At 68.1% G+C, this 24,273-nt stretch carries 22 protein-coding genes and 1 tRNA gene; 8 read left to right on the top strand and 15 right to left on the bottom strand.

Annotation, left to right across the window (positions count from 1 at the left end):
* Positions 1 to 115 precede the first annotated feature (115 nt).
* Positions 116 to 796 (bottom strand): nucleoside/nucleotide kinase family protein, encoded by a 681-nt coding sequence (locus CHC08_RS26590; protein ID WP_218825498.1) that lies wholly within the window; start codon positions 794 to 796, stop codon positions 116 to 118.
* Positions 797 to 864: 68 nt separating this feature from the next.
* On the bottom strand, positions 865 to 1,947 hold the full coding sequence (locus tag CHC08_RS26585; RefSeq protein ID WP_089210098.1) for a substrate-binding domain-containing protein: 1,083 nt from the start codon (positions 1,945 to 1,947) through the stop codon (positions 865 to 867).
* A 216-nt stretch (positions 1,948 to 2,163) separates the two neighbouring features.
* Here CHC08_RS26585 and CHC08_RS26580 point away from each other — a divergent pair, with 216 nt between their 5' ends.
* Positions 2,164 to 2,859 (top strand): hypothetical protein, encoded by a 696-nt coding sequence (locus tag CHC08_RS26580; protein WP_089210144.1) that lies wholly within the window; start codon positions 2,164 to 2,166, stop codon positions 2,857 to 2,859.
* Positions 2,860 to 2,878: 19 nt separating this feature from the next.
* Here CHC08_RS26580 and CHC08_RS26575 read toward each other — a convergent pair whose 3' ends face one another.
* The 3 genes from CHC08_RS26575 to CHC08_RS26565 form a co-directional block, all read right to left on the bottom strand.
* The gene (locus CHC08_RS26575) at positions 2,879 to 3,736 is read right to left on the bottom strand and encodes an SDR family oxidoreductase (protein WP_245878589.1); all 858 of its coding nucleotides are present in this window, start codon (positions 3,734 to 3,736) and stop codon (positions 2,879 to 2,881) included.
* Complete coding sequence (locus CHC08_RS26570; RefSeq protein ID WP_089210097.1) at positions 3,733 to 4,968, bottom strand: acyl-CoA dehydrogenase family protein; 1,236 nt, start codon at positions 4,966 to 4,968, stop codon at positions 3,733 to 3,735. Before CHC08_RS26570 ends, CHC08_RS26575 begins: the two co-directional genes overlap by 4 nt.
* Positions 4,969 to 5,046: 78 nt before the next feature.
* Positions 5,047 to 6,096 (bottom strand): phosphotransferase family protein, encoded by a 1,050-nt coding sequence (locus CHC08_RS26565; protein WP_089210096.1) that lies wholly within the window; start codon positions 6,094 to 6,096, stop codon positions 5,047 to 5,049.
* A gap of 120 nt (positions 6,097 to 6,216) precedes the next feature.
* Between CHC08_RS26565 and CHC08_RS26560 the strand changes: the two genes are divergently transcribed.
* On the top strand, positions 6,217 to 6,921 hold the full coding sequence (locus CHC08_RS26560) for a TetR/AcrR family transcriptional regulator (RefSeq protein WP_089210095.1): 705 nt from the start codon (positions 6,217 to 6,219) through the stop codon (positions 6,919 to 6,921).
* Here CHC08_RS26560 and CHC08_RS26555 read toward each other — a convergent pair.
* The 5 genes from CHC08_RS26555 to CHC08_RS26535 all read right to left on the bottom strand — a co-directional run bounded on the left by CHC08_RS26555 (position 6,899) and on the right by CHC08_RS26535 (position 12,323).
* Entirely contained in the window at positions 6,899 to 7,501 is a 603-nt protein-coding gene (locus tag CHC08_RS26555) for a GTP-binding protein (protein ID WP_089210094.1), read from the bottom strand. The genes CHC08_RS26560 and CHC08_RS26555 overlap by 23 nt on opposite strands.
* On the bottom strand, positions 7,482 to 7,832 hold the full coding sequence (locus CHC08_RS26550; protein ID WP_089210142.1) for a DUF742 domain-containing protein: 351 nt from the start codon (positions 7,830 to 7,832) through the stop codon (positions 7,482 to 7,484). The genes CHC08_RS26555 and CHC08_RS26550 overlap by 20 nt, the downstream gene beginning before the upstream one ends.
* Entirely contained in the window at positions 7,829 to 8,254 is a 426-nt protein-coding gene (locus CHC08_RS26545; protein WP_089210093.1) for a roadblock/LC7 domain-containing protein, read from the bottom strand. Before CHC08_RS26545 ends, CHC08_RS26550 begins: the two co-directional genes overlap by 4 nt.
* On the bottom strand, positions 8,235 to 10,616 hold the full coding sequence (locus CHC08_RS26540) for a sensor histidine kinase (protein WP_179282226.1): 2,382 nt from the start codon (positions 10,614 to 10,616) through the stop codon (positions 8,235 to 8,237). The genes CHC08_RS26545 and CHC08_RS26540 overlap by 20 nt, the downstream gene beginning before the upstream one ends.
* A gap of 417 nt (positions 10,617 to 11,033) precedes the next feature.
* The gene (locus CHC08_RS26535; protein WP_245878588.1) at positions 11,034 to 12,323 is read right to left on the bottom strand and encodes an MFS transporter; all 1,290 of its coding nucleotides are present in this window, start codon (positions 12,321 to 12,323) and stop codon (positions 11,034 to 11,036) included.
* A 1,135-nt stretch (positions 12,324 to 13,458) separates the two neighbouring features.
* On the opposite strand from CHC08_RS26535, the gene CHC08_RS26530 reads away from it, so the two are divergent.
* On the top strand, positions 13,459 to 13,803 hold the full coding sequence (locus CHC08_RS26530; protein ID WP_089210090.1) for a MerR family transcriptional regulator: 345 nt from the start codon (positions 13,459 to 13,461) through the stop codon (positions 13,801 to 13,803).
* Here the strand turns inward: CHC08_RS26530 and CHC08_RS26525 are convergent, their stop codons facing one another.
* From CHC08_RS26525 to CHC08_RS26515, 3 genes are all read right to left on the bottom strand, one after another.
* Positions 13,804 to 14,832, bottom strand: a complete 1,029-nt coding sequence (locus CHC08_RS26525) for a YihY/virulence factor BrkB family protein (RefSeq protein WP_089210089.1) — start codon at positions 14,830 to 14,832, stop codon at positions 13,804 to 13,806.
* 205 nt (positions 14,833 to 15,037) lie between these two features.
* Positions 15,038 to 15,111, bottom strand: a tRNA-Met gene (locus CHC08_RS26520).
* A gap of 92 nt (positions 15,112 to 15,203) precedes the next feature.
* Positions 15,204 to 16,010, bottom strand: coding sequence for a class I SAM-dependent methyltransferase (locus tag CHC08_RS26515; RefSeq protein WP_089210088.1), 807 nt, complete (start codon positions 16,008 to 16,010; stop codon positions 15,204 to 15,206).
* A 148-nt stretch (positions 16,011 to 16,158) separates the two neighbouring features.
* Between CHC08_RS26515 and pcaD the strand changes: the two genes are divergently transcribed.
* The 5 genes from pcaD to CHC08_RS52510 all read left to right on the top strand — a co-directional run bounded on the left by pcaD (position 16,159) and on the right by CHC08_RS52510 (position 21,424).
* Positions 16,159 to 16,899, top strand: coding sequence for a 3-oxoadipate enol-lactonase (gene pcaD / locus CHC08_RS26510; protein WP_089210087.1), 741 nt, complete (start codon positions 16,159 to 16,161; stop codon positions 16,897 to 16,899).
* A gap of 60 nt (positions 16,900 to 16,959) precedes the next feature.
* Positions 16,960 to 18,693: a pyruvate dehydrogenase gene (locus CHC08_RS26505; protein WP_089210086.1), complete on the top strand. Its 1,734-nt coding sequence runs from the start codon at positions 16,960 to 16,962 to the stop codon at positions 18,691 to 18,693.
* Between the two features lie 27 nt (positions 18,694 to 18,720).
* Positions 18,721 to 19,788, top strand: coding sequence for a DUF2293 domain-containing protein (locus CHC08_RS26500; RefSeq protein WP_245878587.1), 1,068 nt, complete (start codon positions 18,721 to 18,723; stop codon positions 19,786 to 19,788).
* The gene (locus tag CHC08_RS26495; protein ID WP_218825497.1) at positions 19,781 to 20,152 is read left to right on the top strand and encodes an MmcQ/YjbR family DNA-binding protein; all 372 of its coding nucleotides are present in this window, start codon (positions 19,781 to 19,783) and stop codon (positions 20,150 to 20,152) included. Before CHC08_RS26500 ends, CHC08_RS26495 begins: the two co-directional genes overlap by 8 nt.
* Before the next feature lie 435 nt (positions 20,153 to 20,587).
* Complete coding sequence (locus tag CHC08_RS52510; protein ID WP_179282225.1) at positions 20,588 to 21,424, top strand: hypothetical protein; 837 nt, start codon at positions 20,588 to 20,590, stop codon at positions 21,422 to 21,424.
* Positions 21,425 to 21,514: 90 nt separating this feature from the next.
* Here the strand turns inward: CHC08_RS52510 and kynU are convergent, their stop codons facing one another.
* Positions 21,515 to 22,759, bottom strand: a complete 1,245-nt coding sequence (gene kynU / locus CHC08_RS26485) for a kynureninase (RefSeq protein WP_089210084.1) — start codon at positions 22,757 to 22,759, stop codon at positions 21,515 to 21,517.
* 234 nt (positions 22,760 to 22,993) lie between these two features.
* Positions 22,994 to 24,157 (bottom strand): low temperature requirement protein A, encoded by a 1,164-nt coding sequence (locus tag CHC08_RS26480; RefSeq protein ID WP_179282224.1) that lies wholly within the window; start codon positions 24,155 to 24,157, stop codon positions 22,994 to 22,996.
* Positions 24,158 to 24,273: the final 116 nt, after the last annotated feature.

Below are 24,273 nucleotides of genomic sequence, written 5' to 3'. Positions count from 1 at the left end.
GCCCGGATCGGAAACCCGTGGCCGGTCCGGGCCCGGGCAGTCGTGTGAAACCCGCCGCGGAGGTCGGCTCGGGGTGAGGCAGCCGGGCCCCGCGATGAGGTCCGCGCCTCAGGTGTCAGCCGGCCGTCTTCCGGTCTCCGATCGACAGCAGGACCGATTCGGGGATCACGAGGTCGGCGTGCGGGCGGGTTCCGGCGATGAGGTCCGCGTTCGGCTGGTCGATCCTCATCACCCAGGACACGGCCGCGTCGTGGTCCTTGCCGAACTGCTCGTGGCGGGAGACGAGGCGGCGCACGCGCTCGTCGGGACCGAGGTCGCAGTACCAGACCTCGTCGAGCTGGGGCCGTACCTGCGCCCAGTCGCCCTGGTCGAGCAGCAGGTAGTTTCCCTCGGTGACGATGAGCCGGGTGTCCCGCGAGATCGGGATGCTCCCGGCGATCGGCTGCTCAAGGTCGCGTTCGAACGCGGGCGCGTAGATCACATCGTCCTCGTCCTCACGCAGGCGACGGAGCAGGGCCGCGTAACCGGCGGCGTCGAAGGTGTCCGGAGCCCCCTTGCGGTCGCGCCGTCCGAGCCGGTCGAGCTCGACGTCGGCGAGGTGGAAGCCGTCCATCGGCACGTGTGCCGCCCACTCCGGCGACCGGCCGTCCGGTGGGGTCTGCCGCAGCAGATCGACGAGGCTCTCGGCGAGCGTGGTCTTCCCCGCCCCCGGGCCGCCGGCGATGCCGAGCAGTGCCCGGTGCCCGCCTCGCACGAGAGAGCGGGCCCGAGTCGCCAGGTCCTGAAGGGTCATCATCGAAGCTTCTGGGCGATTCGGCGCAGCACGGACACCACATTACGGTGTCCGGCCGCACCGGACGGCCGTTACTTCGCGAGGTCTCTGAACGGATCCTCGTAGGCGTCGAACGGCTTGGGCATCGAGGCCAGCGCCTTACCGGCGTTCTCCTTGGTGACCATCCTGATCGGGGCCCTCACCTCGAACGGCAGCATCTTGCCCTTCGCGTCGGCCTGGCACGCCTCGACGCCCATCAGGCCCATCACGTACGGATACTGGGCGACGGTGCCGTCCAGAGAGCCTTCCTTGACCGCCTTGAGCGCCTCCTTGGCGCCGTCGACGCTGATGACCTTCACCCGGACCTTCTTGCCGGCGTCGGCGACGGCCCGTGCCACACCCAGTCCCATGTCGTCGTTGACGACGAAGAAGCCCACCAGGTTCGGGTGTTCTCGCATGGCATCGGCAGCGGCGGTGAGCGCCGTCTGCCGTTTCCACTTCGCGCCGACGGTCTGGACGACCTTGAGCCCGGTACCGATCCCCTGCCGGAATCCCTCGATCCTGGCGTCGCTGATGACATCCCCGGCGTCCCCTGCGATGACCACGACGTCACCGCCGGAGGGCAGCAGCTCGGCCATCCGCTGACCGGCCGTCCTGCCCGCCTCGGCGTTGTCCGTGCCGATGTAGGTGGCCAGCTTGACCTTGGCGGCCCCGGCCATCACGACGTCGACCGGGCTGTCGATGTTGACGATGGTCCTGCCCGACTCGGAGATCTTGGCAAGGTCCTGGATCAGCTCGGTACCGGAGGTCGGATTGACCACAAAACAGGACGAGGGCCGCTCGGCGAGAGCTTTGGGCTTGGCCGCCCGGCCCTTGGCGCCGGCGGCGGACTCGGCCGCCCGGACCGTGACGGGCACCCCCGCCGCACGAGCCTGGTCGTCGACGCCCTGTTTCATCAGCTGGAGGAACGGGTCCTCCAGCCCCCTGATCACGGCGGTGATGCTCGGATCGGCGTTGACCTTGGCGGACGTGGTGCCCGAGGTCCCCGAACGTGAGGCACCTGAACCGGCGGGTCCGCTGGACTTGTCGGCGCCGCAGCCTCCCAGCGCGAGCGTCCCCACGGCCAGGACCGCGGTGACCGCCGTCGCGCGACGGCCTTTGGTGTTCACGTGCATCAGGTGCCCCTTTCGGTGTCGGTGGGGCGACCGTATGGCTCCCGGTGAAGACCGACCACCTTTCTTTCGGCTGCTTACGTCGAAAGAATCTTGACCATGGTCGGGAGTGGGGGCACTTGCACGGGCGAGCTCGGGGTCGGGGACGATGAGCTCGGCGTCGCGGGCCATGTTGTGCCAAGTGCCCGGTGATGCGCGAAGGAAGGGGAAACCGTGAACATGAGGCCGCGATCCGCGCAACAGGGGCATCCCGGCGAGCTCCGGCTCCCCGCCGCGTGCGCGGTGCTGGTCGCCATCGCGCTGTACGCGGCACTGCCCAGCCAGCTCATCGTCGGGCCGCGGTTCGTCGTGCCCGTGCTGGAGCTGGTGCTGCTCGTGTTTCTCGTGGCGGTCAATCCACGCCGCATGCTCCGGGAGAACCGGTTACTGAGGCAGCTGTCCATCGCCCTCGTTCTCATCATCGCGGTGACCAACAGCGCCGCGCTGGTCCTCGTCATCATCGAGCTGGTCACCGGACATGCCAGCGAAGGCCGGCAGTTGCTGCTCGCCGCCGGTCAGGTGTGGCTGACCAACATCATCATCTTCGGGCTGGCCTTCTGGGAGCTCGACCGCGGCGGACCCGTACAGCGCACCCAGGCTCGGGACAAGGGCCTGCCGATGGCCGACTTCCGCTTTCCCCAGGACGAGGACCACGACGCCATCGACGAGGTGGCCGCCCGCTCGTCGGCCAAGTCGGGCTGGACACCCGGGTTCGTCGACTATCTCTACGTGTCGGTGACCAATTCCTCCGCGTTCAGCCCCACCGACACCATGCCGCTGTCCGCCCGGGCGAAGCTGCTCATGGCCACGGAGTCGGTGTCGGCCCTAGTGCTCTCGGTGGTCGTCATCTCCCGTGGGGTCAGCCTGCTGAAGTGACCCCGGTGGATCACGCGGCTCAGGCGCGCGGCCCCGGGGCGCGGCGGAAGGTGAAGGGCTGGCTCTCGCGTCCCGGGATCACGAACCAGCACTCACCCGTGCCGTCGCTGTCGAGCAGCTGGACGAACGTGTCGACGACGGCCGGGACGTCGAGGATCGGGAAGCCGATCTGCTCCAGCACCGCTTTGCTCTCCCCCAGGATCGCCGTGTCGGCGAACGAGGGACAGAGACCCTGCACCTTGACGCCGAGGGGTTCGAGATCCTGGCCGAGCGAGCGGACGAGCCCGACGACGGCGTGCTTGTTGGCCGCGTAGATGGGATCGCCGGGGATGCCGACGATCCCCGCCATGCTCGCCGTCGCCACGATGGTGCCGCCGCCGCCCGCCAGCAACGCGGGGATCGCGGCGTGCGCGCCGAACACGACGCCGTCGAGGTTGACGCCCATCGCCAGGCGGTAACGCTTGATGTCGAAGTCCTCGCGCAGTCCGCAGCCCGAGGCGATGCCGGCGTTGAGGAACGCGAGGTCGAGCCGGCCGTACCGCTCGACGGCGGTGGCCACCGCGGCCTCGTTCTCCTCAAGCTGAGTGACGTCGCAGTGCACGTACGTCGCGCCGAGCTCGTCGGCGAGGCTCTGGCCCGCGGTGTCGTCGATGTCCGCGAGGACGATCCTGGCCCCGCCCGCGGCCAGCCGCCGGGCCACCCCGGCGCCGATGCCGTTGCCTCCGCCGGTGATGAGCGCGACCTTGCCCTCAAGCCGGTCGCTGCGGACCGTGTTGAACGCCGCCGTGTCCTTCGCCCGCGGGCTCCCCGCCGTCAGGCCGCTGAGCAGACCGCCGCTGTTCCCGGCGAACTCGTTACCCGTTCCCTCTGCGCTCACAGCGGCAGTCCTCCGGTGGCGGCGTTGGTCGAACCCGTGCTCCTGTAAGCGGCGATCGTACGCTCGGCGATGCGCATTTGGTGGATCTCATCGGCTCCGTCGGCGAAACGTGCCCAGCGGGCGTGCTGGAACATATTGGCCAGCGGGGTGTCGGTCGAGTACCCCAGCGCGCCGTGCACCTGGATCGCCCGGTCGATGATCCGGTTGAGGCTGTTGGCCACGAAGTGCTTGGACATCGAGACCTCGGTACGGAAGTCCTCGCCCTTGTCGATCTTCGAGGCGGCGTGCAGGACCATGAGCTTGCACTGGTAGAGCTCCATGGCCGAATCGGCGATGAGCCACTGGACTCCCTGCTTCTCGGCCAGCAGCGATCCGTGGCTGTAGCGGTTGAGGGCGCGGTCGACCATCATGTCGAGCGCCGTCTCGGCCTGCGAGATCCAGCGCATGCAGTGCGCCAGGCGGGCCGGGCCCAGCCGATACTGGCCGAGCTGGTGACCGTTGCCGCGCCCGCCGAGGACCTGGCTGTCGTGCACCCGCAGGTCGGTGATGACGATCTCGCTGTGCCCTGTCGAGCCGTGCATCGTCTCGACCTCGCGGACGTCGTTCCACCCCTCCTGCGGGAGGTCGATGAGGAACGCGGTGTTGCCGCCCCGCGAGCCCTCGGGCACGTCGAGCTCGGTCTTCGCGATGAGGATGGCGAAGCTCGCACGGCGGGCGTTGGAGATGAACCACTTGTGACCGTTGATGACCCACTCATCGCCGTCCTTGACGGCATTCGTCCGGATGAGCGTGGGGTCCGAGCCGGCCACCTCGGGTTCGGTCATCGCGAAGCAGGACATCTTGACGCCCTTGAGCAGCGGTTTGAGGTATTTCTCCTTCTGCTCGTCCGTCGCCCAGTGCAGCAGCGTGTGCATGTTGCCCTCGTCGGGCGCGGAGCAGTTGAGGACCCACGGTCCCAGCCGGGTCTTGGCCGCCTCCGACTGCACCATGGCGAGCTCGACGTGGCCCAGACCCATGCCGCCCCACTCCTTGGGCATGTGCGGCAGCCACAGCCCCTCGGCCTGCGCCTTCCCGCGCAGCTCGAAGATGACGCGGAGGTACTCGTCGCGCGAGGTGACGGTCCCCTCGTCGTCGAAGCCCTTGACGGCCGGGATGATGGTCTCCTGGACGAAGGCCCGCACGCGTCGGCGGATCTCTTCGTGCTCGGGTGCGAGGGTGAAGTCGATGGCCATGGGGTTCCCCTTGCTGACGGTCTACAGGGATCTACGGTTGGGCGTACGCCTTGGCGGGTTGACGACGGTTCGCGGGGGCTACAGGTAGGTGTCGGCCTTGGCGAACAGGGCCAGGGTGATCGCGTGCAGAACGTCGCCGACGCCCTTGTCCGCCTTGCCCGCGCAGGCCCGCGCATAGGTGCCCTCCAGGATGATCCCGCACTTGAAACAGGCGAAGACCGTGTACCAGTCGATCGCCGACATGTCTCGGGTGGATCGCTCGGCGTAGCGCGCGATCAGCTCGGCGGGCGTGGGAAAGCCCCGCACGTCGTTGAGCGCGGCGGCGGGGCCGATGGGCGCGCCCTCGCCGGGCCACATGGCGACGGTCCATCCGAGATCGACGAGCGGATCGCCGATGGTGGACATCTCCCAGTCGACGATCGCGGCGAGACGCGGCCGGTCATGCTCGAACAAGACGTTGGCCAGGTGGTAGTCGCCGTGCATGATGCCCGGTGTCCACGCGACGGGCCGGTTGTCGTCAAGCCACCTGGCGACGCGGTCGAGCTCCGGGATCCGCGGCCCGCCGTAGCCCTTGAGCTCGCCGTACGTGCCGAGCTCGTGCATCCACCGGCCGACCTGGCGCTCGAGGAAACCCTGGGGCCGGCCGAAGTCGCCGAGCCCGGCCGCCTCGTGGTCGACGGCGCCGAGTGCGGCGATGCCGTCGATGACGTCGAAGGCGACCGCTCGCAGCCAGGCCTCGTCCGTCGCGTACGCGGCCGGCAGCCTCTGCGACGGGTTGAAGCCGTCGACCGGCTCCATCAGGTAGAAGACGACCCCGAGCACGTCCTCGTCCGGACAGGCGGCGATGAGTCCGGGGTGGGGGACGTCCGAGCCGGCCAGCGCGCTGAGGACGCGCGCCTCGCGGCGCAGCACCTCGTTGCTGGCCTTGCGCAGATGTCTCGGCGGCCGGCGCAGCACGTAGGCGCGGCCGCCGCGTTCGAGGCGCACGAGGATGTTCTGGGTGCCGCCCGCCAGCACCTCGACCCGCTCGAAGTCACCCGCCGGCAGGCCCTGCTCGTCCATCCACGGAGCCAGCCGTTCAAGGTCGACGAGCTCGCGATCGACGCCGTCCTGCCCAGGGATCGTCATACACGAGCCTTCTATCCTGTGCGGTGTAGCGGCCACCTCTGATGCGACTGCTTGATGATTTCAGTCACATGCATTATTACCCTATCGAGTGGCCCATCCACCAGTAAGCCAGGAGCCCGCATGCCCCCCAACCCCGGAGCCACGTCCAGGCAACTGGTGGCCGCGGCCGAGCGCCTGTTCGCCGAACGCGGGATCGACGGAGTGTCGCTGAGGGAGATCAACACCGCCGCCGGCCAGCGCAACTCGACGGCGCTGCAGTACCACTTCGGGGATCGCACGGGGCTGTTGAACGCGGTGCTCGCCAAACACCACCCCGAGATCGAGATGCGCCGTCACCAGTTACTCGACGAGTACGAGTCCCGGGGCGGCCTGCCGGAGACCGAGGCCCGCCGCACGCTGGCGGCGGCGCTCGTACGGCCGATGGCCGTGAAGCTGGCCGACCCCGACGGCGGCCGGGCCTACCTGCGGATCATGGAGCAGCTCGTCCACCGTACGGGCCTGCCCTCCCTCCAGAGCAGGCAGGCGGACCCCGGCCAGAGCATCAACAGGTGGCGCGAGCTTGTCGCCCCGATGCTCGAAGAGGTCGCCGTACGCCAGCTGCACCAGCGCTTCACGGCCATCCGGGTGACCTACGTCGAGCTGGCCCGCCGGGCCGCCGGGCCCGACGGCAAGGACGACAGGCTCTTCATCAGTCACCTGATCGACGTCGTGTCGGCGATCCTCGCCACGGAGGTGTCCGAGGAGACAGCCCGGCTGCTCGGGGAGCGCAAGAGCCGCTCCCGTCCCTCGGAGGGTGCTCCCCTCAGACGTGGTGGTGGTCCTTGAAGGCACCCCCCACCGCGTACGTGACCAGCATGGTCAGCACTTCCTTGACCGACTCGCGCTCGCGCACGTCGCAGAGCACGATCGGCGCCACCCCGTCCAGCCCCAGCGCCTTCCGTACCTTGACCGGGTCGTGACGCTTCGCCCCGTCGAAGCAGTTGACCGCGACCACAAACGGGAGCCCGCGCTGCTCGAAGTAGTCCACGGCCGGGAAGCAGTCCTGAAGGCGGCGGGTGTCGGCGACCACGACGGCGCCGAGCGCGCCGACGGCCAGCTCGTCCCACATGAACCAGAACCGATCCTGGCCGGGGGTTCCGAACAGGTAGAGCCACAGTCCTTCGCGGATGGTGATGCGGCCGAAGTCCAGCGCGACGGTCGTCGTGATCTTGGACTCCACGCCCGAGGTGTCGTCCACCCCGACGCTTCGTTCGCTCAGCAGTTCCTCGGTGTGCAGCGGCCGGATCTCGCTGATGGTACCGACCATGGTCGTTTTGCCGACTCCGAAGCCGCCGGCGACAAGGATCTTTATGGCCATCGCCGGAGTGACCGCGGTCACTCCGGGCTCAGAGCCCCCGTATTCCATGCAGCACTTCCTTGTAGATGCGTTCGTCGATTGTCTGCGCCGCCGACTGCGGCCGGTCGATGGTCACAAGGCCCTCACGCCGCAGGTCGCCGAGAATCACGCGGGTGACGTTGAGCGGTAGCTTCAGGTACGCCGCGACGTCCGCCACCGGGGTGGGCTTGCGGCACACCGACAGCACGGCGAGATGCTCCGGGACCAGGACCGCCGACTCGAAGGACGCGTCGGCGGTCGTGACGATGGCCACCAGGTCGAAGGTCTCGCCCAGCGGACGCGCGCGGCCACCGGTCAGTCCGAAAAGCCTGACCAGTGGCCCGGGATCCTCTCCCGTCACGACCTGGAACCGTTCCACGCCGGTGCCGGAGCCGCTCCCCTCGGTTGCACGGACAGGTGCTCGCCAACGCGCTTGACCATCAGCGCCATCTCGTAGGTGACCATGCCCAGCTCCGCGTCGCCGGCCGCGAGTACGGCCAGCCGGGCCCCCTGCCCCGCCGCGGTCACAAAAAGGAAGCCGTCCTCCATCTCGATGATGGTCTGCCGAACGGCGCCGAGGCCGAAGTGCCGTCCCGCGCCCAGGGCGAGGCTGTGACTGCCCGCCGAGATGGCCGAAAGGTGCTCGGCATCCTCCCTGGTCAGCTCGCGGGAACCGCCCATGGCCAGACCGTCGGCGGACAGCACGATGGCGTGCCGGACACCGGGTACGCGCTGGGTCAGATCGTCCAGCAGCCAGCTCAGTTCAGATCTGGGGTCGGCCATCGGAGTGGCCCTCCTTTCCGGTCCATGTGTCCAGGCCCTGCTCGGCACGGCTACGGCCCTGCTGCCAGCCCTGTTGCATGGACGACATGCGGTCGAAGATCTCTTCAGGAGATCGGGTGGAAACATCACGCTGTTCCGGCGGGCACGGCTCGCGCAGCTGGGGAACGATGCTGGCCTGCCGTACCCGCATCGGAAGTCCGTCGAGGTCGTCGTCGGCGTCCGAGGCGGAGAAGGCCTGATGCTGGGGAGAGGATTTCGGCGGGATGTACTCGCTCTGCTGCTGGGCCGGGAACCGGCTTGGCAAGGAGTCTCCGCCGTGGGCCACGGGCTGTGCCTGCGGGACGGATGCCGGTCGGGACCACGGCTCCGGTGCCGCGCCCAGCGCCCGGACGGCCCGGCCGGTACGAGCCGCGCCGGTCGCCTGACCGCTCAGGGAGGGCTGCTCGGCCCCACCCATCCGGGTGCCGATGAGCGGGGACTCGGGTACGGCGAGCAGGTTGGGCGGCAGGAGCACGATCGCCGTGACGCCGTCGTAGGGCGAGGTCCGTAGCACGACCTTGATCCCGTGCCGGGCCGCGAGCCGGGCCACCACGAACAGGCCCAGCCGGTCGGTGTCGGCCAGATCGAACTCCGGCGGCTCGGAGAGCTGGACGTTGATCTCGTCGATGACGGACTGGCTCAGGCCCAGGCCCCGATCCTCGACCTCCACCGCGAAACCGTTGGCCGCCGTCATGCCCCGGACGTGCACCACGGTGTTCGGCGGGGAGAAGACGGTGGCGTTCTCCACCAGCTCGGCGATCAGGTGGATCACGTCGGTGGCCGCGCTGCCCACGAGCAGCGGGGCATGCGGCATGGCGAGCACCGTGACGCGGGTGTAGTCCTCCACCTCCAGCACGGAGCTGCGCACCAGGTCGAAGAGCGGCACCGGATCACGCCAGCGCCGGCCGGGGGCCGCGTCGGACAGGATGATCAGGTTCTCCGCGTGCCGCCGCATGCGGGTGGTCAGGTGGTCGAGCCTGAACAGGTCCTCCAGCATCTCCGGCTCCTCGGCCCGGCGTTCCATCGCGTCCAGCAGCGTGAGCTGGCGGTGGAGCAGGGCCTGGTTACGCCAGGCGAGGTTGAGGAAGACCTGGCCGACGCCCTTGCGGAGCGTGGCCTGGCCGACGGCTGCCTCCACGGCGGTTCGCCGTACGGTCGAGAGCGCGCGCATGACCCGGTCCACTTCGGCGGTCTCCGAGACCTCCAGTTCGGGGGTCTCGGCCACGGCGTCCACGTCGTCGCCCTTGCGAAGGCGCTCGACCAGCCGCGGCAGCCGCTCCTCGGCCAGTTCCACGGCCGCGGACTGGAGCCGCAGCAGCTCCCTGATCATGGAGCGTCCGAACCGGTAGGAGACCAGGATCGACACGACCACGATGAGCAGGCCCAGCCCCAGAACCAGCACGATCTGCCAGAACGCGGCGGACTTGAGGTCGTCCCCCTTCGCCATGGCACGGAGCAGGTCTCGCTGGCCGTCCCGGTCGAGGGTGCCGAGGACGCTCCCGGCGTCCTGCTTCCACAGGGTGGCGTCCACCGGGATCGCTCCGGCGGTGTCCCAGGCGAAGATCCTGTCCTCGGCCGCCTGGAACCGCTGGTAGACCGCACTCCCGACGAGTTCCCGGTAGTGCGCCAGCAGGTCGGGTCCGATGTCCCGCTCCGCGCTGGTCATGTAGATCCTGCGGCTGGTCATCGCGGCGACGAAGGCGGTGCGCTCGGCGCTGGTCATCTCGCCGCGCGCCAGCACGGCGGTGAGCACCGCGTGCTCCCGATACAGGAACTCGGCGGAGGTGGCGTAGGCGGTGAGTCCGTGCAGCACGCGGTAGAACGACACGTCGGTGAGCGCCGACGAGTTGCCGAACTGCCGGTTGGAGGCACTGATGAGCGCGTTGTAGGTCTCGGTCACCTGGAGCGGGGAGGCCTTCCCGCTGTCGGCGGAGGCACGCAGCTCACCGAGCCCGTCCAGGGCCTTCAGCAGGAGTTGCACGTCTGCGGGGGTGCCGCCGGCCTTGGCCTGGAGGTTGATGGACCCGACCAGTTCGCGCAGGCGCGCCGCCGCGCGATCGGTGACGATCCGCTGGGCCTCCAGCGACTTGTCGACCGAGGTCCGGCCGGCGACCTGCGCGGAGAGCTGGCGTTCCCGCTGGAATTCGACGATCAGCTGCCGAGCCGGGTCCCCGACCTCCTGCCACCGGTCCTGGGTCTGGGCGATGCCCACGATAGGCGCGACGGTGGAATAGGCGACGAATCCCCATAGGCCGATCAGCGAGACCAGCGGAACCAGGAGAATTCGAAGAATCTTCGAGCGGATCGGCGGGGGGGAACTCATGCATCTTGTCCAATTCCGCGGGTTCCTGCGCATAGTCGACAGCCGCAGGCAGCGGTCATCCCCCGCGGTCGCACGCCGCGACGGGTGCGCGTGTGATTCGACACACTATGCCCATGGGATAGAACGAGCATCAAGCTACTAATGCGAAGATTAAGTATCAATGTTCGTAGTACTGGGCCGCACTACTACCCTGCGAATTTCCAAGAAGCGGGCGAGCGGCATCACGCGATGAGATAAGTGGATAGTCCAGACATTAAGGACAATTTTCCGCTGATTCATCGTCGTTCGCCGGCATGCGGCGAGTATGGGACCGCGAAGGACGGCGGATACTTCAAGATCAATCATCGGTTCGCCCGCGCCACGCCGCGTTTCGCGTACGGCAGGCGGGGAGCGCCGCCCTTCGGGGTGTAACGGAGGTCAGTGACGAGCCGCCTCCAGCGCCCGCTGCGCGTCGCGCTCGAAGGAGCCGCGTGCGGCCAGCGTGATCAAACCTCCGAGCACCATGGGCACGATGAGGGCGTACATGGCCGAGACGAGCGAACCGGTCCTGTCGGAGGCGACGCCGACGATCAGCGGCCCGAACGCCGCACCCGCCGCCAAACTCACCTGGAGTACGGCGAAGCCGAGACCTCGCGTGGACGCGATCAGAACGTCGGCGAGCGAGGCCATCAGGTTGGGGATGGCCATCGACATCAGCACACTGGCGACCAGCATCACCAGACAGAACAGCACGATGGAATCCACCGTGAGCGCGCCGGCCAGGACGATCGAGCCGAGGGTGATGCCTCCGCCTCCGGCCAGGAGCCTGCCGCCCTTGCGGGTCTCATGCCAGATCCGGCCCAGCCGCGATCCGATGAGGGTGCCGCCGAGCACACCGGCGATGGTGACCAGGCCGCCCAGGGAGCCGGCCGCGGCGGTGCCGATGCCGAAGTTGCGCACCATCAACGAGGGCAGCCAGTAGAAGACACCGGCCAGGCCCAGGGTGAGCAGCACCAGACCGATCATGACCATGATCAGGGTGCGGATCGCCAGGATCTCGCGGAGCTGGCGGCCGAACGACGGCTTGGGCTCGGCCGTGGTCGCCGTGGTCGCGGGTTCGGTGGTGGCACCCGCGATCATCCGGTCGAGTTGCCCCCGGACGGGCTCGTGGAGCCGCCAGACGACAAGGGCGGTGAGCAGACCGGGCAAGACCATGAACAGGAAGGCGGAGCGCCAGCCGAACGCCTCCGCGAGGACGCCGCCGAGAATCGTGCCGATGCCACCCAGATAGGTGGTGACACGGGTCCAGCCGTAGGCCTGAGGCCGGCTGGCCGGGGGGTAGTAGTCGGCGAGCAGGCTGCCGGCGGCCGGGTTGTCGACGCTTTCGGCCGCGGAGAGGAAGACACGCATCACGTAGAAGAACGCGAATCCGGTGGCCAGGCCGGAGCCGAGTGTGGCCAGTGCCCAGCAGAGGACGACGACGGCGATGATCCGGGTGCGGTTGTGGCGGTCGGCGAAGTAGCCGGCGGGAAGTGAGACGAGCGCGGCGGCAAGGGCCGAGGCGGTCGGGATGGAGCCCGCGACGGTGTCGCTGAAGCCCCACTCGGCCTGGACCTGCGGCAACACGCCGGACAGTAGGCCGAACTCGATGCGATCGACCAGCCCGACAAGTAAGAGCACGGCCAGCGGAGCCCACCCGTAAGGTGCGCGGGACGTGACGTCAACCATCCCGCCGCGAGGTGCTCCAAGCTTCAGGCGTTCGGTAGTGGGCGTGTCGACCATTCCCCATCCCTCCTGTAGCCAGAATCTAGAATTTCCTTCTAGATCTTTGTCAGGAGGGTGACACAGATCACAGCGTCCGTAAATGGTGGAAATATCAGAGTTTGTACATCGGAAGGACGGAGCGTCCATGCCCTCCATAAACGATCATGCGGTACGGGTGCGCGCGGCGCCACCATCGGATGAGCTCGGCGCGTTGCCTCCGGCCAGGATTCCGATGCCGCAGGCGCCCGGCGGGCGGTGAAGCCTCTCTCCGGATCTGACGAAAATCTACTGCGGCGACAGTAGACATCCGGCGATGGCCCAACTAGTGTTTGTGACGTCGGAAGGGAAACAAATCCTCGACGGCAGATGACGAAACTGGACAGGAAAGATCGTCAGGCGTGCCGGGGCCAAGCAGATGAACGGGTCCCAGCCGGTGACGGGCAAGACCGTCAGGCGTGCCGGGGCCAAGCAGGCGAACGGGTCCCAGCCGGTGACGGGCAAGGTTGTCAGGCGTGCCGGGGCCGAGAAAAAGAACGGGTCCCAGCCGATGGCAAGCAGGACCGTCAGGCGTGCCGGGGCCAAGCAAGTGAACGGGTCTCAGCCGGTGACGGGTAAGACCGTCAGGCGTGCCGGGGCCAGGCAAGTGAACGGGTCCCAGCCGGTGACAAGTACGACTGTCAGGCGTGCGGGGGCCGAGAAAAAGAACGGGTCCCAGCCGGTGACAGGCAGGACCGTCAAGCGTGCCGGGGCCAAGCAGACGAACGGGTCCCAGCCGGTGACGTACCCTCGCGGATCGTTTAGGTGGATCGATCCGACAGGGCGCAGCAATCGATGGACAACCCAAGACTTAAGTAAGGAAGAAGGGAGAGTTGGGCGCCATTTGGATCGCCTGTCACGGTTGATGCCGACCGTGCGGGTGCCGCAGTCCCACAGGATGGAAGGTGGTCTCCGGTCACATACATGCGATCGTCGCACCCCCGCCATAGTGCGGCTGGTGCGGAAAACGAAAATCGGCGCGTGCGCCGGTAAGTGGTGTTGAACTCTTCGGGCCCCGGTGCATACAGGCACCGGGGCCCTGACGTGCGTTATGGAAGGTTCGATGGAAGTAGTCAACGCAGCATTGTCCGACAAGTTCGACGATGACGATTACCCCGCCTACACCATGGGCCGGGCCGCAGAGATCCTCGGCGTGACCGCCGCCTTCCTGCGCAGCCTGGGCACCGCCAACCTGATCGTGCCATTGCGCTCGGCCGGCGGCCACCGCCGCTACTCGCGCTACCAGCTACGCCTGGCCGCCCGCGCCCGCCAGCTCGTCGACCAGGGAACCCCGCTCGAAGCGGCCTGCCGCATCATCGTCCTGGAAGATCAGCTCGACGAAGCCCTACGCCTGAACGCCGAGCTCCAACAACGCCACCAAGCACCTCAAAAGCCCGCAAGCTCCTGATCATTCGGCGTCCGCGGTCCGTTCCAGGGAGGTCGCCGGAGCGGGCAAAGTCGACGGGGGCACCGCGGTGACCATCGCCGCGGGCGAGGACAGCGACGGCGGCTCCGGTTCCGACGACGCCGGGGGCTCCGAGGTGGTCTCGGATGATGTGCGCCTGGCCAGATCGGTGATCTGGCCTCTGGTACTGGTGGCGGTGAGCGTCGCGGCGAACAGGATGAGCTGGTTCAGGAGCTTGAGGAAGACCAGCATCCCGACGGCGCCGGCGACAACCTGGTAGGCGGGGTTGGCCGTGGTCATTTCGAGATAGAACTGGCCGAGGGTCTTGAGGACCTCGAGACCGGCGGTGATGAACAGGGCGGGCCCGAGCACCCGGCGTAGCGGCAGCCGCAGGCGTGGCGGTGCGCAGAGCAGGGCGATCGCCAGCAGGGTGTTCACCCCGAGACCGAGGACAAAGGCGACCGCGGAGAGCAGCCACTGCGACGGCGGATCTTCGACGCCCACCGTGTGCAGCAGCAGCCAGTTCAGTAGCGTCTCGGCCGCGAAGGCCACCGCGAGCGAGGCGGACAGCAACAGCCCGAGCCCGGCCATCACCGCCAGGTCGATGACCTGCCGGACGAAGAACCTGCCCGGATACTCCTCGATCCGCCAGATCGCTCTGATCGCCGAGCGCAGGGCGTCCATCCAGAACAGGCCGGTGAGTGGAAGACCGATGAAAGCGATCACTCCGGCCGTGCTCCTGGCATCCTGCAGTGCCTGCACGTCCAGCCGGGGGAGGTTCTCCGCGAGATAACCCTGCACCGTGTGCAGCACTTCCGGGTCGTCCAGGACCTGCCCGATGATCGCAAAACCGAGGAGCCCGAGCGCGAACACCGCGAAGAACGAGTAATAGGTGAGCGCGGCCGACAGGCGCCCGGCATCCACCTCGTCATAGCGCACGACGGCGCGCACCAGATGATCCAGCCAGCCATGGCGACGGCGAGCCTTCGCCCAGGCCGCCACGATCCGCCCGGTGAAACTCGTGACCATCATGCTCCGGGCTCTACCCGTAGCCCGCCGGACTACCGCCACAATGCCGGCCTCCGCGAGAGCCACGCTCAGTTCTCCGATCGGAAACGAGTCAGGTCGAAGACTAGCCGGTGGGAGACGAGGAGCCGGCCGCAGGCGGCCCGCTCAACAGGATCGGGAAAAAAGAAAGTGCCCGCCCTCCCGGAGGAGGACGAGCACTTTCGTTTCGTAGCGGGGACAGGATTTGAACCTGCGACCTGCGGATTATGAGCCCGCCGAGCTACCGAGCTGCTCCACCCCGCGTCGATGAATGGAACACTATCGGATCTTTGAACCCAACGTGACATCGACGGATCGTGAACACCGTGAAACCGCTCGGGAACCCCACCCTCAGGTCACGACGGTCTGCGGGCGAGAATCGAGTGGACGGCGAAGGAGGGCGCCCTGAACTCCGGATCCGCCATGACCTCGCGAACGTCCCTGAGCCCGTTCCGGGTCATCCCCGCCTCCAGGAAGCGGTCCTCCAGGTGAAGGCTGTTGCTGATCAGAAGGCCGAGCCCGGGAGATCCGGGCCCCCACACCTCGGTCCAGAGCACCGGGTCGACGTCCACCAGCCCCGCCTCGCCCATGGCCCGTGCGGCGGATCCGCCCCAGGTGGGATCGCTGCCCGCGGCTCCCAGAACCTGGGCCATGGCGGTGACGTACGAGCCGTACAGCTCTCTCGCGCGCGGGTCGGAGATCCGCGGCGCGACCCAGTGCGTGATGTCGATCTCGTCGATCTGGAGCCACCCGCCCGGCCGCAGCGCGGCACGCAGACGCTCCAGCACCTGCTGGCGCCCCGGCAGATGACTCAGCACCAACCGGGCGTGGACCAGGTCGAACGCGCCCTCCGGCAGTGGATCGTCGACGATGTCGTGCCGGATGACGGTGAGCCCGGGTCTGCGGGGGATGAGGCCGGGCTTGATGTCGGTGGCGAGCACGCGGCCGGTCGGCGCCACCCGCTCGGCCAGCCACAGGGCCACGCTGCCTCCCCCCGCCCCGACCTCCAAGCAGTTCCAGCCCGCGGTGACTCCGGTCTGCCCAAGGCGCTCCAACGTCAGTGGATCCAGGAGTTCGGCCAGATAGCGGTGCTGATCGACCGAATGGTCACCATTATTATCAAATACGTAATTAGACGTGGTCGCAGAATTCTGCCCGGTCATGATCTCCCTTCCAGTTCCGTGCCCGAATGCTAGGCGTTACCCATCGGAGATGTGATGATTTTCGGCAATATCGACTGATCCTTATATGTTGAAATGAACCGATCGACTAAGGTTTGTCCAATAAAAAACTTCTATTCGGCAGGCAAACATGTTGTATTACGAAATTGCTGGTCCCGCAGAGGCGCAGCCGATCATGCTCTCCGGTTCGCTGGGCACCACGCTGGAAATGTGGGACCCGCAGATGACCGCGCTGACCGAGCACTTCCGGGTCATCCGGTTCGACCACCGCGGGCACGGACGGTCGCCCGTGACCGGGGAGTGCTCGATCGCCGACCTGGGCGGTGACGTGCTGGAGCTCCTGGACCGGCTGAAGCTGCCCGTGGTCTCCTTCGCCGGGCTCTCGCTCGGCGGCATGGTCGGCATGTGGCTGGCCGCGCACGCGTCCGAGCGGATCGACCGGCTCGCCCTGCTGTGCACCTCGGCCAAGCTGGGCACCCCCGACTCCTGGTCCGAACGGGCGAGCGCGGTCCGCGCGGGAGGCACCGCGTCGATCACCGAAGCGGCCACCGGCCGGTGGTTCACCCCCGGATTCGGCGGGCGGGAGCCGTACGTCGCGATGCTCGCCGGCATCTCCGACGAGGGCTACGCCGCCTGCTGCGGGGCGATCGGGGCCATGGACCTCCGCCCCGATCTCCCCCGGATCAAGACCCCCACGCTCGTGCTGGCCGGCGCCGACGACCCCGCCACGCCCCCCGAGCACGCGGAGCGGATCGTCTCCGGCATTCCCGGCTCCCGGCTGGTCGTCCTGTCCGGAGCGGCCCACCTGGCCAACGTCGAGCGGCCGGACGCGGTTTCACAGCACCTGATCAGGCACTTCATGGAGGAGTGATTCACCGCGATCCGGTGAGATACCCCGATGACACGACAGACGAGGGGGAGGTGGGCGAGCATGGGCACCGTTGCCGAGCAGTTCATCGGGGTGTTACGCCAGGCCGGGGTGGAGCGGATCTACGGGGTGGTGGGCGACAGCCTGAATCCGGTGGTGGACGCGATCCGCAGGATCGACGGCATCGAGTGGGTGCACGTGCGCAACGAGGAGGCGGGGGCGTTCGCCGCCGCGGCCGAGGCGCAGGTCACCGGTCGCCTGGCGGTCTGCGCGGGCAGCTGCGGGCCGGGCAACACCCATCTGATCCAGGGGCTCTACGACGCCCACCGCAGCGGTGCCCCGGTGCTCGCGCTGGCCTCGCACATCCCCAGCGCGCAGATCGGCACGGAATTCTTCCAGGAGACCCATCCCGAGCGCCTGTTCGTGGAGTGCAGTCACTTCTGCGAGATGATCGGTACGGCCGAGCAGATGCCCCGGGTGCTGCGCATCGCCGTACAGACCGCGATCGGCCGCGGAGGCGTCTCGGTCGTGGTGCTTCCCGGCGACGTGGCCCAGCAGACGGCCGTGCACGACACCGGCCACCACGACCTCCTCACCCGCCGGGGCACGCTCGCGCCCCCGGCCGTTCAGGTCGCCGAGCTGGCCGCGGCGCTGAACCGCGCGGAGAAGGTGATGCTGTTCTGCGGCGCCGGGGTGCGCCACGCGCGTGAGGAGGTCATGAGACTGGCCGCCCGCACGCTGGCCCCGGTCGGGCACGCGCTGCGCGGCAAGGAGTGGATCCAGTACGACAACCCGTATGACGTGGGGATGAGCGGGCTGCTCGGGTACGGCGCGTGCTACGAGGCCATGCACGAGGCCGACCTGGTGGTGCTCGTCGGCACCGACTTCCCCTACGACAACTTCCTGCCGGGCAGGAACACGGTCCAGATCGACCACGACCCCGCGCGGCTGGGCCGCAGGACCCCGCTGGCGCTGGCCGTGCACGGCGATGTCGGTGAGACGATCCGCGCGGTGCTGCCCGGGGTCGCCCAGAAGACGAACCGCCGCTATCTCGACAGGATGCTGGCCAAGCACCTGAAGACGCTGGAGACCGTCGTGGAGGCGTACACCCACGACATCGAGCACCACCTCCCGATCCACCCCGAGTACGTCGCGGACCTCGTGGACGAGCTGGCCGCCGACGACGCGGTGTTCACCGTGGACACCGGCATGTGCAACGTCTGGGCCGCCCGCTATCTCAGCCCCAACGGACGCCGTCGCATCATCGGCTCCTTCCTGCACGGGAGCATGGCCAACGCGCTCCCGCACGCCATCGGCGCGCAGTTCGCCGCCCCCGGAAGGCAGGTCGTCTCGATCTCCGGCGACGGCGGGCTCGGCATGCTCCTCGGGGAGCTGCTGACCGTACGGCTGCACAACCTGCCGGTGAAGATCGTGGTGTTCGACAACTCCTCGCTCGGCATGGTGAAACTGGAGATGCTGGTCGACGGGATGCCCGACTTCGGCACCGACCACGCACCCGTCGACTATGCGGCGATCGCCGCCGCGATGGGCATCGGAGCCCTGCGTGTGGAGAATCCCTCGGACGTCCGGGAGGCGCTGTCCACGGCCTTCGCGACGTCCGGCCCGTATCTCCTGGACGTGGTCACCGACCCGGACGTGCTCTCCATGCCGCCGCACATCACCCGGCGGCAGGTGAAGGGGTTCGCCCTGGCCGCGAGCAAGATCGTGCTGACGGGCGGGGTGGGACGCATGCTCGATATGGCGAGGGCCAACCTGCGGAACATCCCGCGTCCCTGAGCGGGCCGGATACGGCAAGCTGGTGGCGTGAGCAAACTCGAGCGCCGGATCGTGGAGGCGGCGGAGGCCGCTCTCGCCCAGAGAAAGTTCGTGACCGCGATCGACGTGCTGACCGGGGTCGGCTGGCTGTACGCCAGGCACGTGGACGTCTGGCGGCAGGGCAGGGCGTCCGCGCTGGAGGATCTCGCGGCCGTGGACGGCGCCAAGATGGTCGACGCGGTGGCGATGCTCCGGCGCTGGGCGCTGTCAAAGGGGCTCACCCCCAGCGAGACCCCGTACGTCTCGGGCAGCCGTGACCGCGGTGAGCTGAGGTTCGTCGCCAAGGGGGACGACGGCGCCTTCCGCGTCCACTGGATCTCACCGGATCTGAGCGAGGCCCGGCGGCGGCAGCTCACCGAGCGGCAGAGCAAGGCCCCCGATCTGGTGGTGGTCGAGCCGCCGAAGGACTGGGAGTGCGTGGGCTGCGGCGGCACCGGCCCTTACCTGATCATGGAGAATTCCGGGTCGCACTGCCTGACCTGCGCGGACATGGACCATCTGGTTCTCCTGCCGGCGGGTGACGCGGCGCTCAGCCGCCGGGCGAAGAAGGAGAGCGGGCTGGCCGCCGTGGTGGTCCGGTTCAACGCGCGGCGCAAGCGTTACGAGCGGCTGGGCGTCCTGGTCGAGGAGGCCGCGCTGGAGCTGGCCGAGGAGCGGTGCCTGGCCGACGAGGAGGTACGGCTGCGCCGCCGGGAGCGCGATCGCGAACGGCGGGCCGGGGAGGATGTGGAGTTCCAGGCCGCGATGGCCGTGGAGATCACACGGATGTTCCCCGGCTGCCCGCCCGGGCGGGCCGAGAACATCGCCCGGCACGCCGGCCAGAGAAGCAGCGGCCGGGTGGGCCGGACCGCCGCCGCCAAGGTGTTCGACGCGAACGCGATCACGCTGGCCGTGGTCGCCTCGGTGCGGCACCTCGACACCGACTACGACCGGCTGCTGATGTCCGGGGTGCCCCGGGCCGAGGCCAGAGAACGGATCCGGGTGACCATCGACCGGGTGCTCGACCGCTGGCGCACAAATGTCGGTGCCCCGGAGCACAATGTGCCGCATGGATAAGTGGCGTGAGGTCCGTCAGACGCTGCGCGAATTCGCGCTCAGCATGCCGGAGGCCCACGAGGACCACCCGTGGGGCGAGACCGTCATCAAGGTCAACAAGAAGATCTTCCTTTTCCTCGGCATCGAGGAACCGACCGAGAAGTGGAGCCCGAGCGCCGGGGTGAAGCTGCCGGAGTCCAACGGCCACGCGCTTGCCGTCGAGGGCGTCAAACCCTCGGGGTACGGGCTCGGCAAGGCGGGATGGGTGACGATCCCGCTGATGGGCGAGTTGCCGGAGACGGAGGTGCTGCTCGACTGGGTCGAGGAGAGCTACCGGGCGGTTGCCCCCAAGAAGCTCGTCGCCGAGCTTGACGCCACCGGCTAGCGTCCCGCATTCCGCGCGCCAAACCGACTAATTCCGCTTTACGCCCATATCTCGTCATTATCGATAGGAGTACGGAGAGATCCAGAACTACGGGCAATAATCCTAGATCAACCTAATTCCCGCGTGGGCTCCATGATTACCCCGGGATGATTGCTCGCAATGCCGGAGCTTGCCCCCGGCCATATCCAGACGCATTCGGCGGAATTGGACTTGTGGCGGCAGCCCGTAGACCAGCGGCTATTTGGTGCCGTCGTCTCTTAACCGGTGCTTTCCCTGCCAAGTGGACTCCGCATCGGCGTGGCGTCACAGAGTCAGCCCATTGTGACTGTAAGTATCTGTATTGTCACGCTGAGCTGCCCGGATCACAGGTATGGACCGTGTTGCGGTCAGCGGGTTAGTCGCGGCAAGGGCCGCGTTCCGAAAGGAATGGTAACTATGTCCACGCCTAACTCCCGAATGGATTCCGCAGGCACGCGCACCCGGCCGAAGGACGGCCGGTCCTACAGGGGCCTGGCCACGCTGACCCTGGCCGGCTCCCTCTCCGTGACCCTCGCCGCCACCCTGTCCGCCTCCGCCGTCGCCTCCCCGTCGCTCGAGAGGCAGTCGTCCGCACCGGTCATCCCTGGTCTGCAGCTCCCCACTTCCACCCCCACTCCCACTCCCACCGTCACCGTCACCGCCAGAACCACCTCCACAAACAACAACACGGGGAACAGGCACAGGAGGCTGTGCAGGCCGAAGATCTACTTCAGGTTCCACTACGCCCGGCCGAGAAACTTCTTCGTTCCTCGCACCCGCTTCATCGACGGTCCCGGCGGGGAGATGAACGTGTCGGTCAACCGGCAGCACCGCGTGTACGCCGAGATCGAACTCGAGCACGAGTTCAATCCCGAGGTGGAGAGGAACGAGGAGAGGACCAGGGAGAGAGAGGTCACCGAGGACGACGTGGTCAACAGGGCGAACGTGGTCCGCGCGGCCAGACGGCTGTTCCGGATCCGGGACATGGACAGCCCCCTGCTCGCCGAGGAGTACATCGTCGAGACCGGGCACCAGTACACCCAGCCGATCACCGCGGGAATGTACGGCAACATGTGGTACCGCGTCTTCGGCTACCGAATGGGCTTCACGGCGTGGCACAGGGTCACCACCTGCGACGCGTACAAGATCACCGCCGGAATAGCCAACGTTCCCGCGAGGGTGGAAGGCTGGAGGTACTGGGAGACCAAGTACCCGATGTTCAACGGACACCGCCTGTGGGACAACTCGAAGTGATGAACCCTTCGATGACGTGTTCCACCGGTACGGCCCCGCGGAGATCCGGCCTCCCCGGGCGACGACGCATCTGAGGACGGAGACCCGTCCTCAGGTGACGGCGAGGCGCTGCTGATACCGCTCGTCGCGCCAGTGTTCCTTCTCCAGCACCTCGGCCAGGGTCGCGGCCGCGTCGTAGACGTCGGCGAACCGGATGTAGAGCGGCGCGAAGCCGAACCGGAGCACGTCGGGGGCGCGGAAGTCGCCGTGCACGCCGCGGTCGATCAGGGCGCGCATGATCGGATAGCCCTCGGGGTGGCTGAACCCGACCTGGCTGCCGCGGCGCTCCGGGTCGCGGGGGGAGATCAGCGTGAGGCCGTACGGCGCGCAGAAATCCTCGACCAGGTCGATGAAGAGCGAGGTCAGCGCCATGCTCTTGGCGCGCACCGCGGCCAGGTCCACCCGCTCCCAGATGTCCAGCGCCGCGTTGAGCGGGGCGTAGGACAGCACGTGCGGGGTGCTCACGGTGAAGCGCCGGATGCCGTCGGCGGGACGGAAGCCGGGCTCGAACGCGAACGGCGCCGCATGACCGTGCCAGCCGGTCAGCATGTGCTCCGCCTCGGCCTGGTGACGGGGGTGGACGTAGATGAACGCCGGGGCTCCCGGGCCGCCGTTGAGATATTTGTACGTGCATCCGACGGCGAAGTCGGCCTCGGACATGTCCACCTGCATGGCCCCGGCGCTGTGGCACAGGTCCCAGATCATCAGCGCGCCCGACGCCTGGACCCGCGCGGTCACCGCGGCCGTGTCGTGGCGGGCCCCCGTCCGGTAGTCCACCTGCGACAGGAGCACGCACGCGACCTCGTCCGAGAGCGCGCCGGAGAGCGCCTCGCCGAGGTCCTCGCCGTCGCGGAGGTCGCGAATCTCGTAGCCGCCCAGCGCCTTGGCCAGGCCCTCGACCATGTACCGGTCGGTCGGGAAGCTGGCCAGGTCGGAAATGATCACGCGGCGGTCCGGGCGGAGACCCAGTGCCGCGGAGACGGCCTTGACGATCGCGATCGAGGTGCTCTCGCCCACCACGACCTGGCCGGGACCCACGCCGATCAGCGGGGCGAGCCGGTCACCGGTGGTCAGGGGCAGGTCGTACCAGCCGGAGACGTTCCAGCCGCCGACCAGACGTCCCGCCCACTCCTCCTCCACGGTCCGCGTCACCGCGGCCATGGTGGTCCTCGGCGGGGCGCCGAGGGAGTTGCCGACCAGATAGATCGTTCCGTCGGGCAGGACGAACTCGTCCCTGAAGTGCTTGATGGGATCGTCAACGTCGAGTGCGAGGCACTCCGCGCGGCTGATGGCCACTGATCATCTCCGGGTTAGATACTTACAACCCTTCTATCATCCGGTATCGCCAAATATCGAAGCATCGAGCCGTGTTGGAGCCCGGACACCGGGTCCCGGGCGGCGGGTCCCGGACGGCGGGTCCCGGACGGCGGGTCCCGGACGGCGGGTCCCGGACGGCGGGTCCCGGGCGGCGGGTCCCGGACGGCGGGTCCCGGACGGCGCTCAGCCCGGCGGCCTCACCGGCCCGGGAAATCAGGGATCGCCCCGGGTGAGCTCCGTGGCGAAGACGGCGCCAATCATGATCAGAGCGGTCAGTTCCAGCGGCGTGGGCGTGAACACGACGAGCAGGATCAGCAGCGCCGCCACCAGATACGAGGCGCTGTGAGCGGAGCGGGGACGGTGCGGCCGGATATGGACGAACCAGACGCTGAGCAGGAAGAGGGCGACCGGAATCGCGACGGTCCACCTGACGGCCACCACGGGAAAGTCGCTCAACGGGCCGATCTTGAGATCGACGACCGCCGCGAAACCGGCTCCGAAGGCGGCGATCGAGGCGAAGACGAAGTAGTGGCCGTAGCTCCAGATGAAGGCCTGACGGTTGTCGTAGAGGAGGCGATGGGCGGGCCGGGCGTTGTAGAGCCACCACATCGAGCACACGATGGCGAGTCCGCTGACACCCACGAGGACCATCACCAAGAAGGGGGTGCCGGCCGTCATCCCCGAGCCGACCTCGATCATCGAGGTGAACACCGTCCCACCCAGCACGATCACGCTGAAGAGCATGTAACGCTCGGCGATGTGGCGCGGGTGCCAGGGTGTGATCCTTTCCCGTTCGGCCCACCACGGAATGGCCAGCTCGACCGCGCAGAGCAGGACAAACGCCACCCCGGCCCACACACCCGGAACCGCGAGGCGGGCGATCCAGAGGATCTGGACCCCGGCGATGCCGGCGGCGAACCGCAGGGCCATGAGGCGCATGCCGGGGTTGGTGGCAGCCGCGCGCAACCACTGACCGGCCAGGGCGAAGCGCATGATCGCATAGCCGCCTACGGCGATGGCAAAATCCCCCTCGAAGGCCCGTACCACCCCCGCGGCGAGGACCAGGGTTCCGAACATCTGCACGAAGGCGGAGATCCGGTAGATCGTGTCGTCGCGGTCGAAGGCGCTCGAGAACCATGTCCAGTTGACCCACGCCCACCAGATGGCGAAGAACGCCGCCGCGTACCCGGCCACGCCTTCCAGAACGTGGTCTTCGATGATCGCGTGGTGGAGGCTCGCGACCGCCTGCCCCATGGCGACCACGGAGACGAGGTCGAAGAAGAGTTCCAGCCGGGTGACCGTCCAGTGAGGCTCTTGTGGATCACGGCCGGACATCGCACCGGGCTGCCGAGCCGAGTCCGGGGGCTGATCGCTCACGGCATGCACCCCCTGAACGCGTATCGGCATGCGGGGCTCGAATCCCCCGGCGAGAGCCCTTGCTTAAAGGTCACCTTCCCGTACCCCGGGACACCCCTCGATGCAACTCCACACCC

The organism is Streptosporangium subroseum (assembly GCF_900188345.1).
GTDB lineage: Bacteria > Actinomycetota > Actinomycetes > Streptosporangiales > Streptosporangiaceae > Streptosporangium > Streptosporangium subroseum.
The sequence above is the reverse complement of the archived record's forward strand: the minus strand, read 5'-3'. Positions and strand labels throughout refer to the sequence as shown.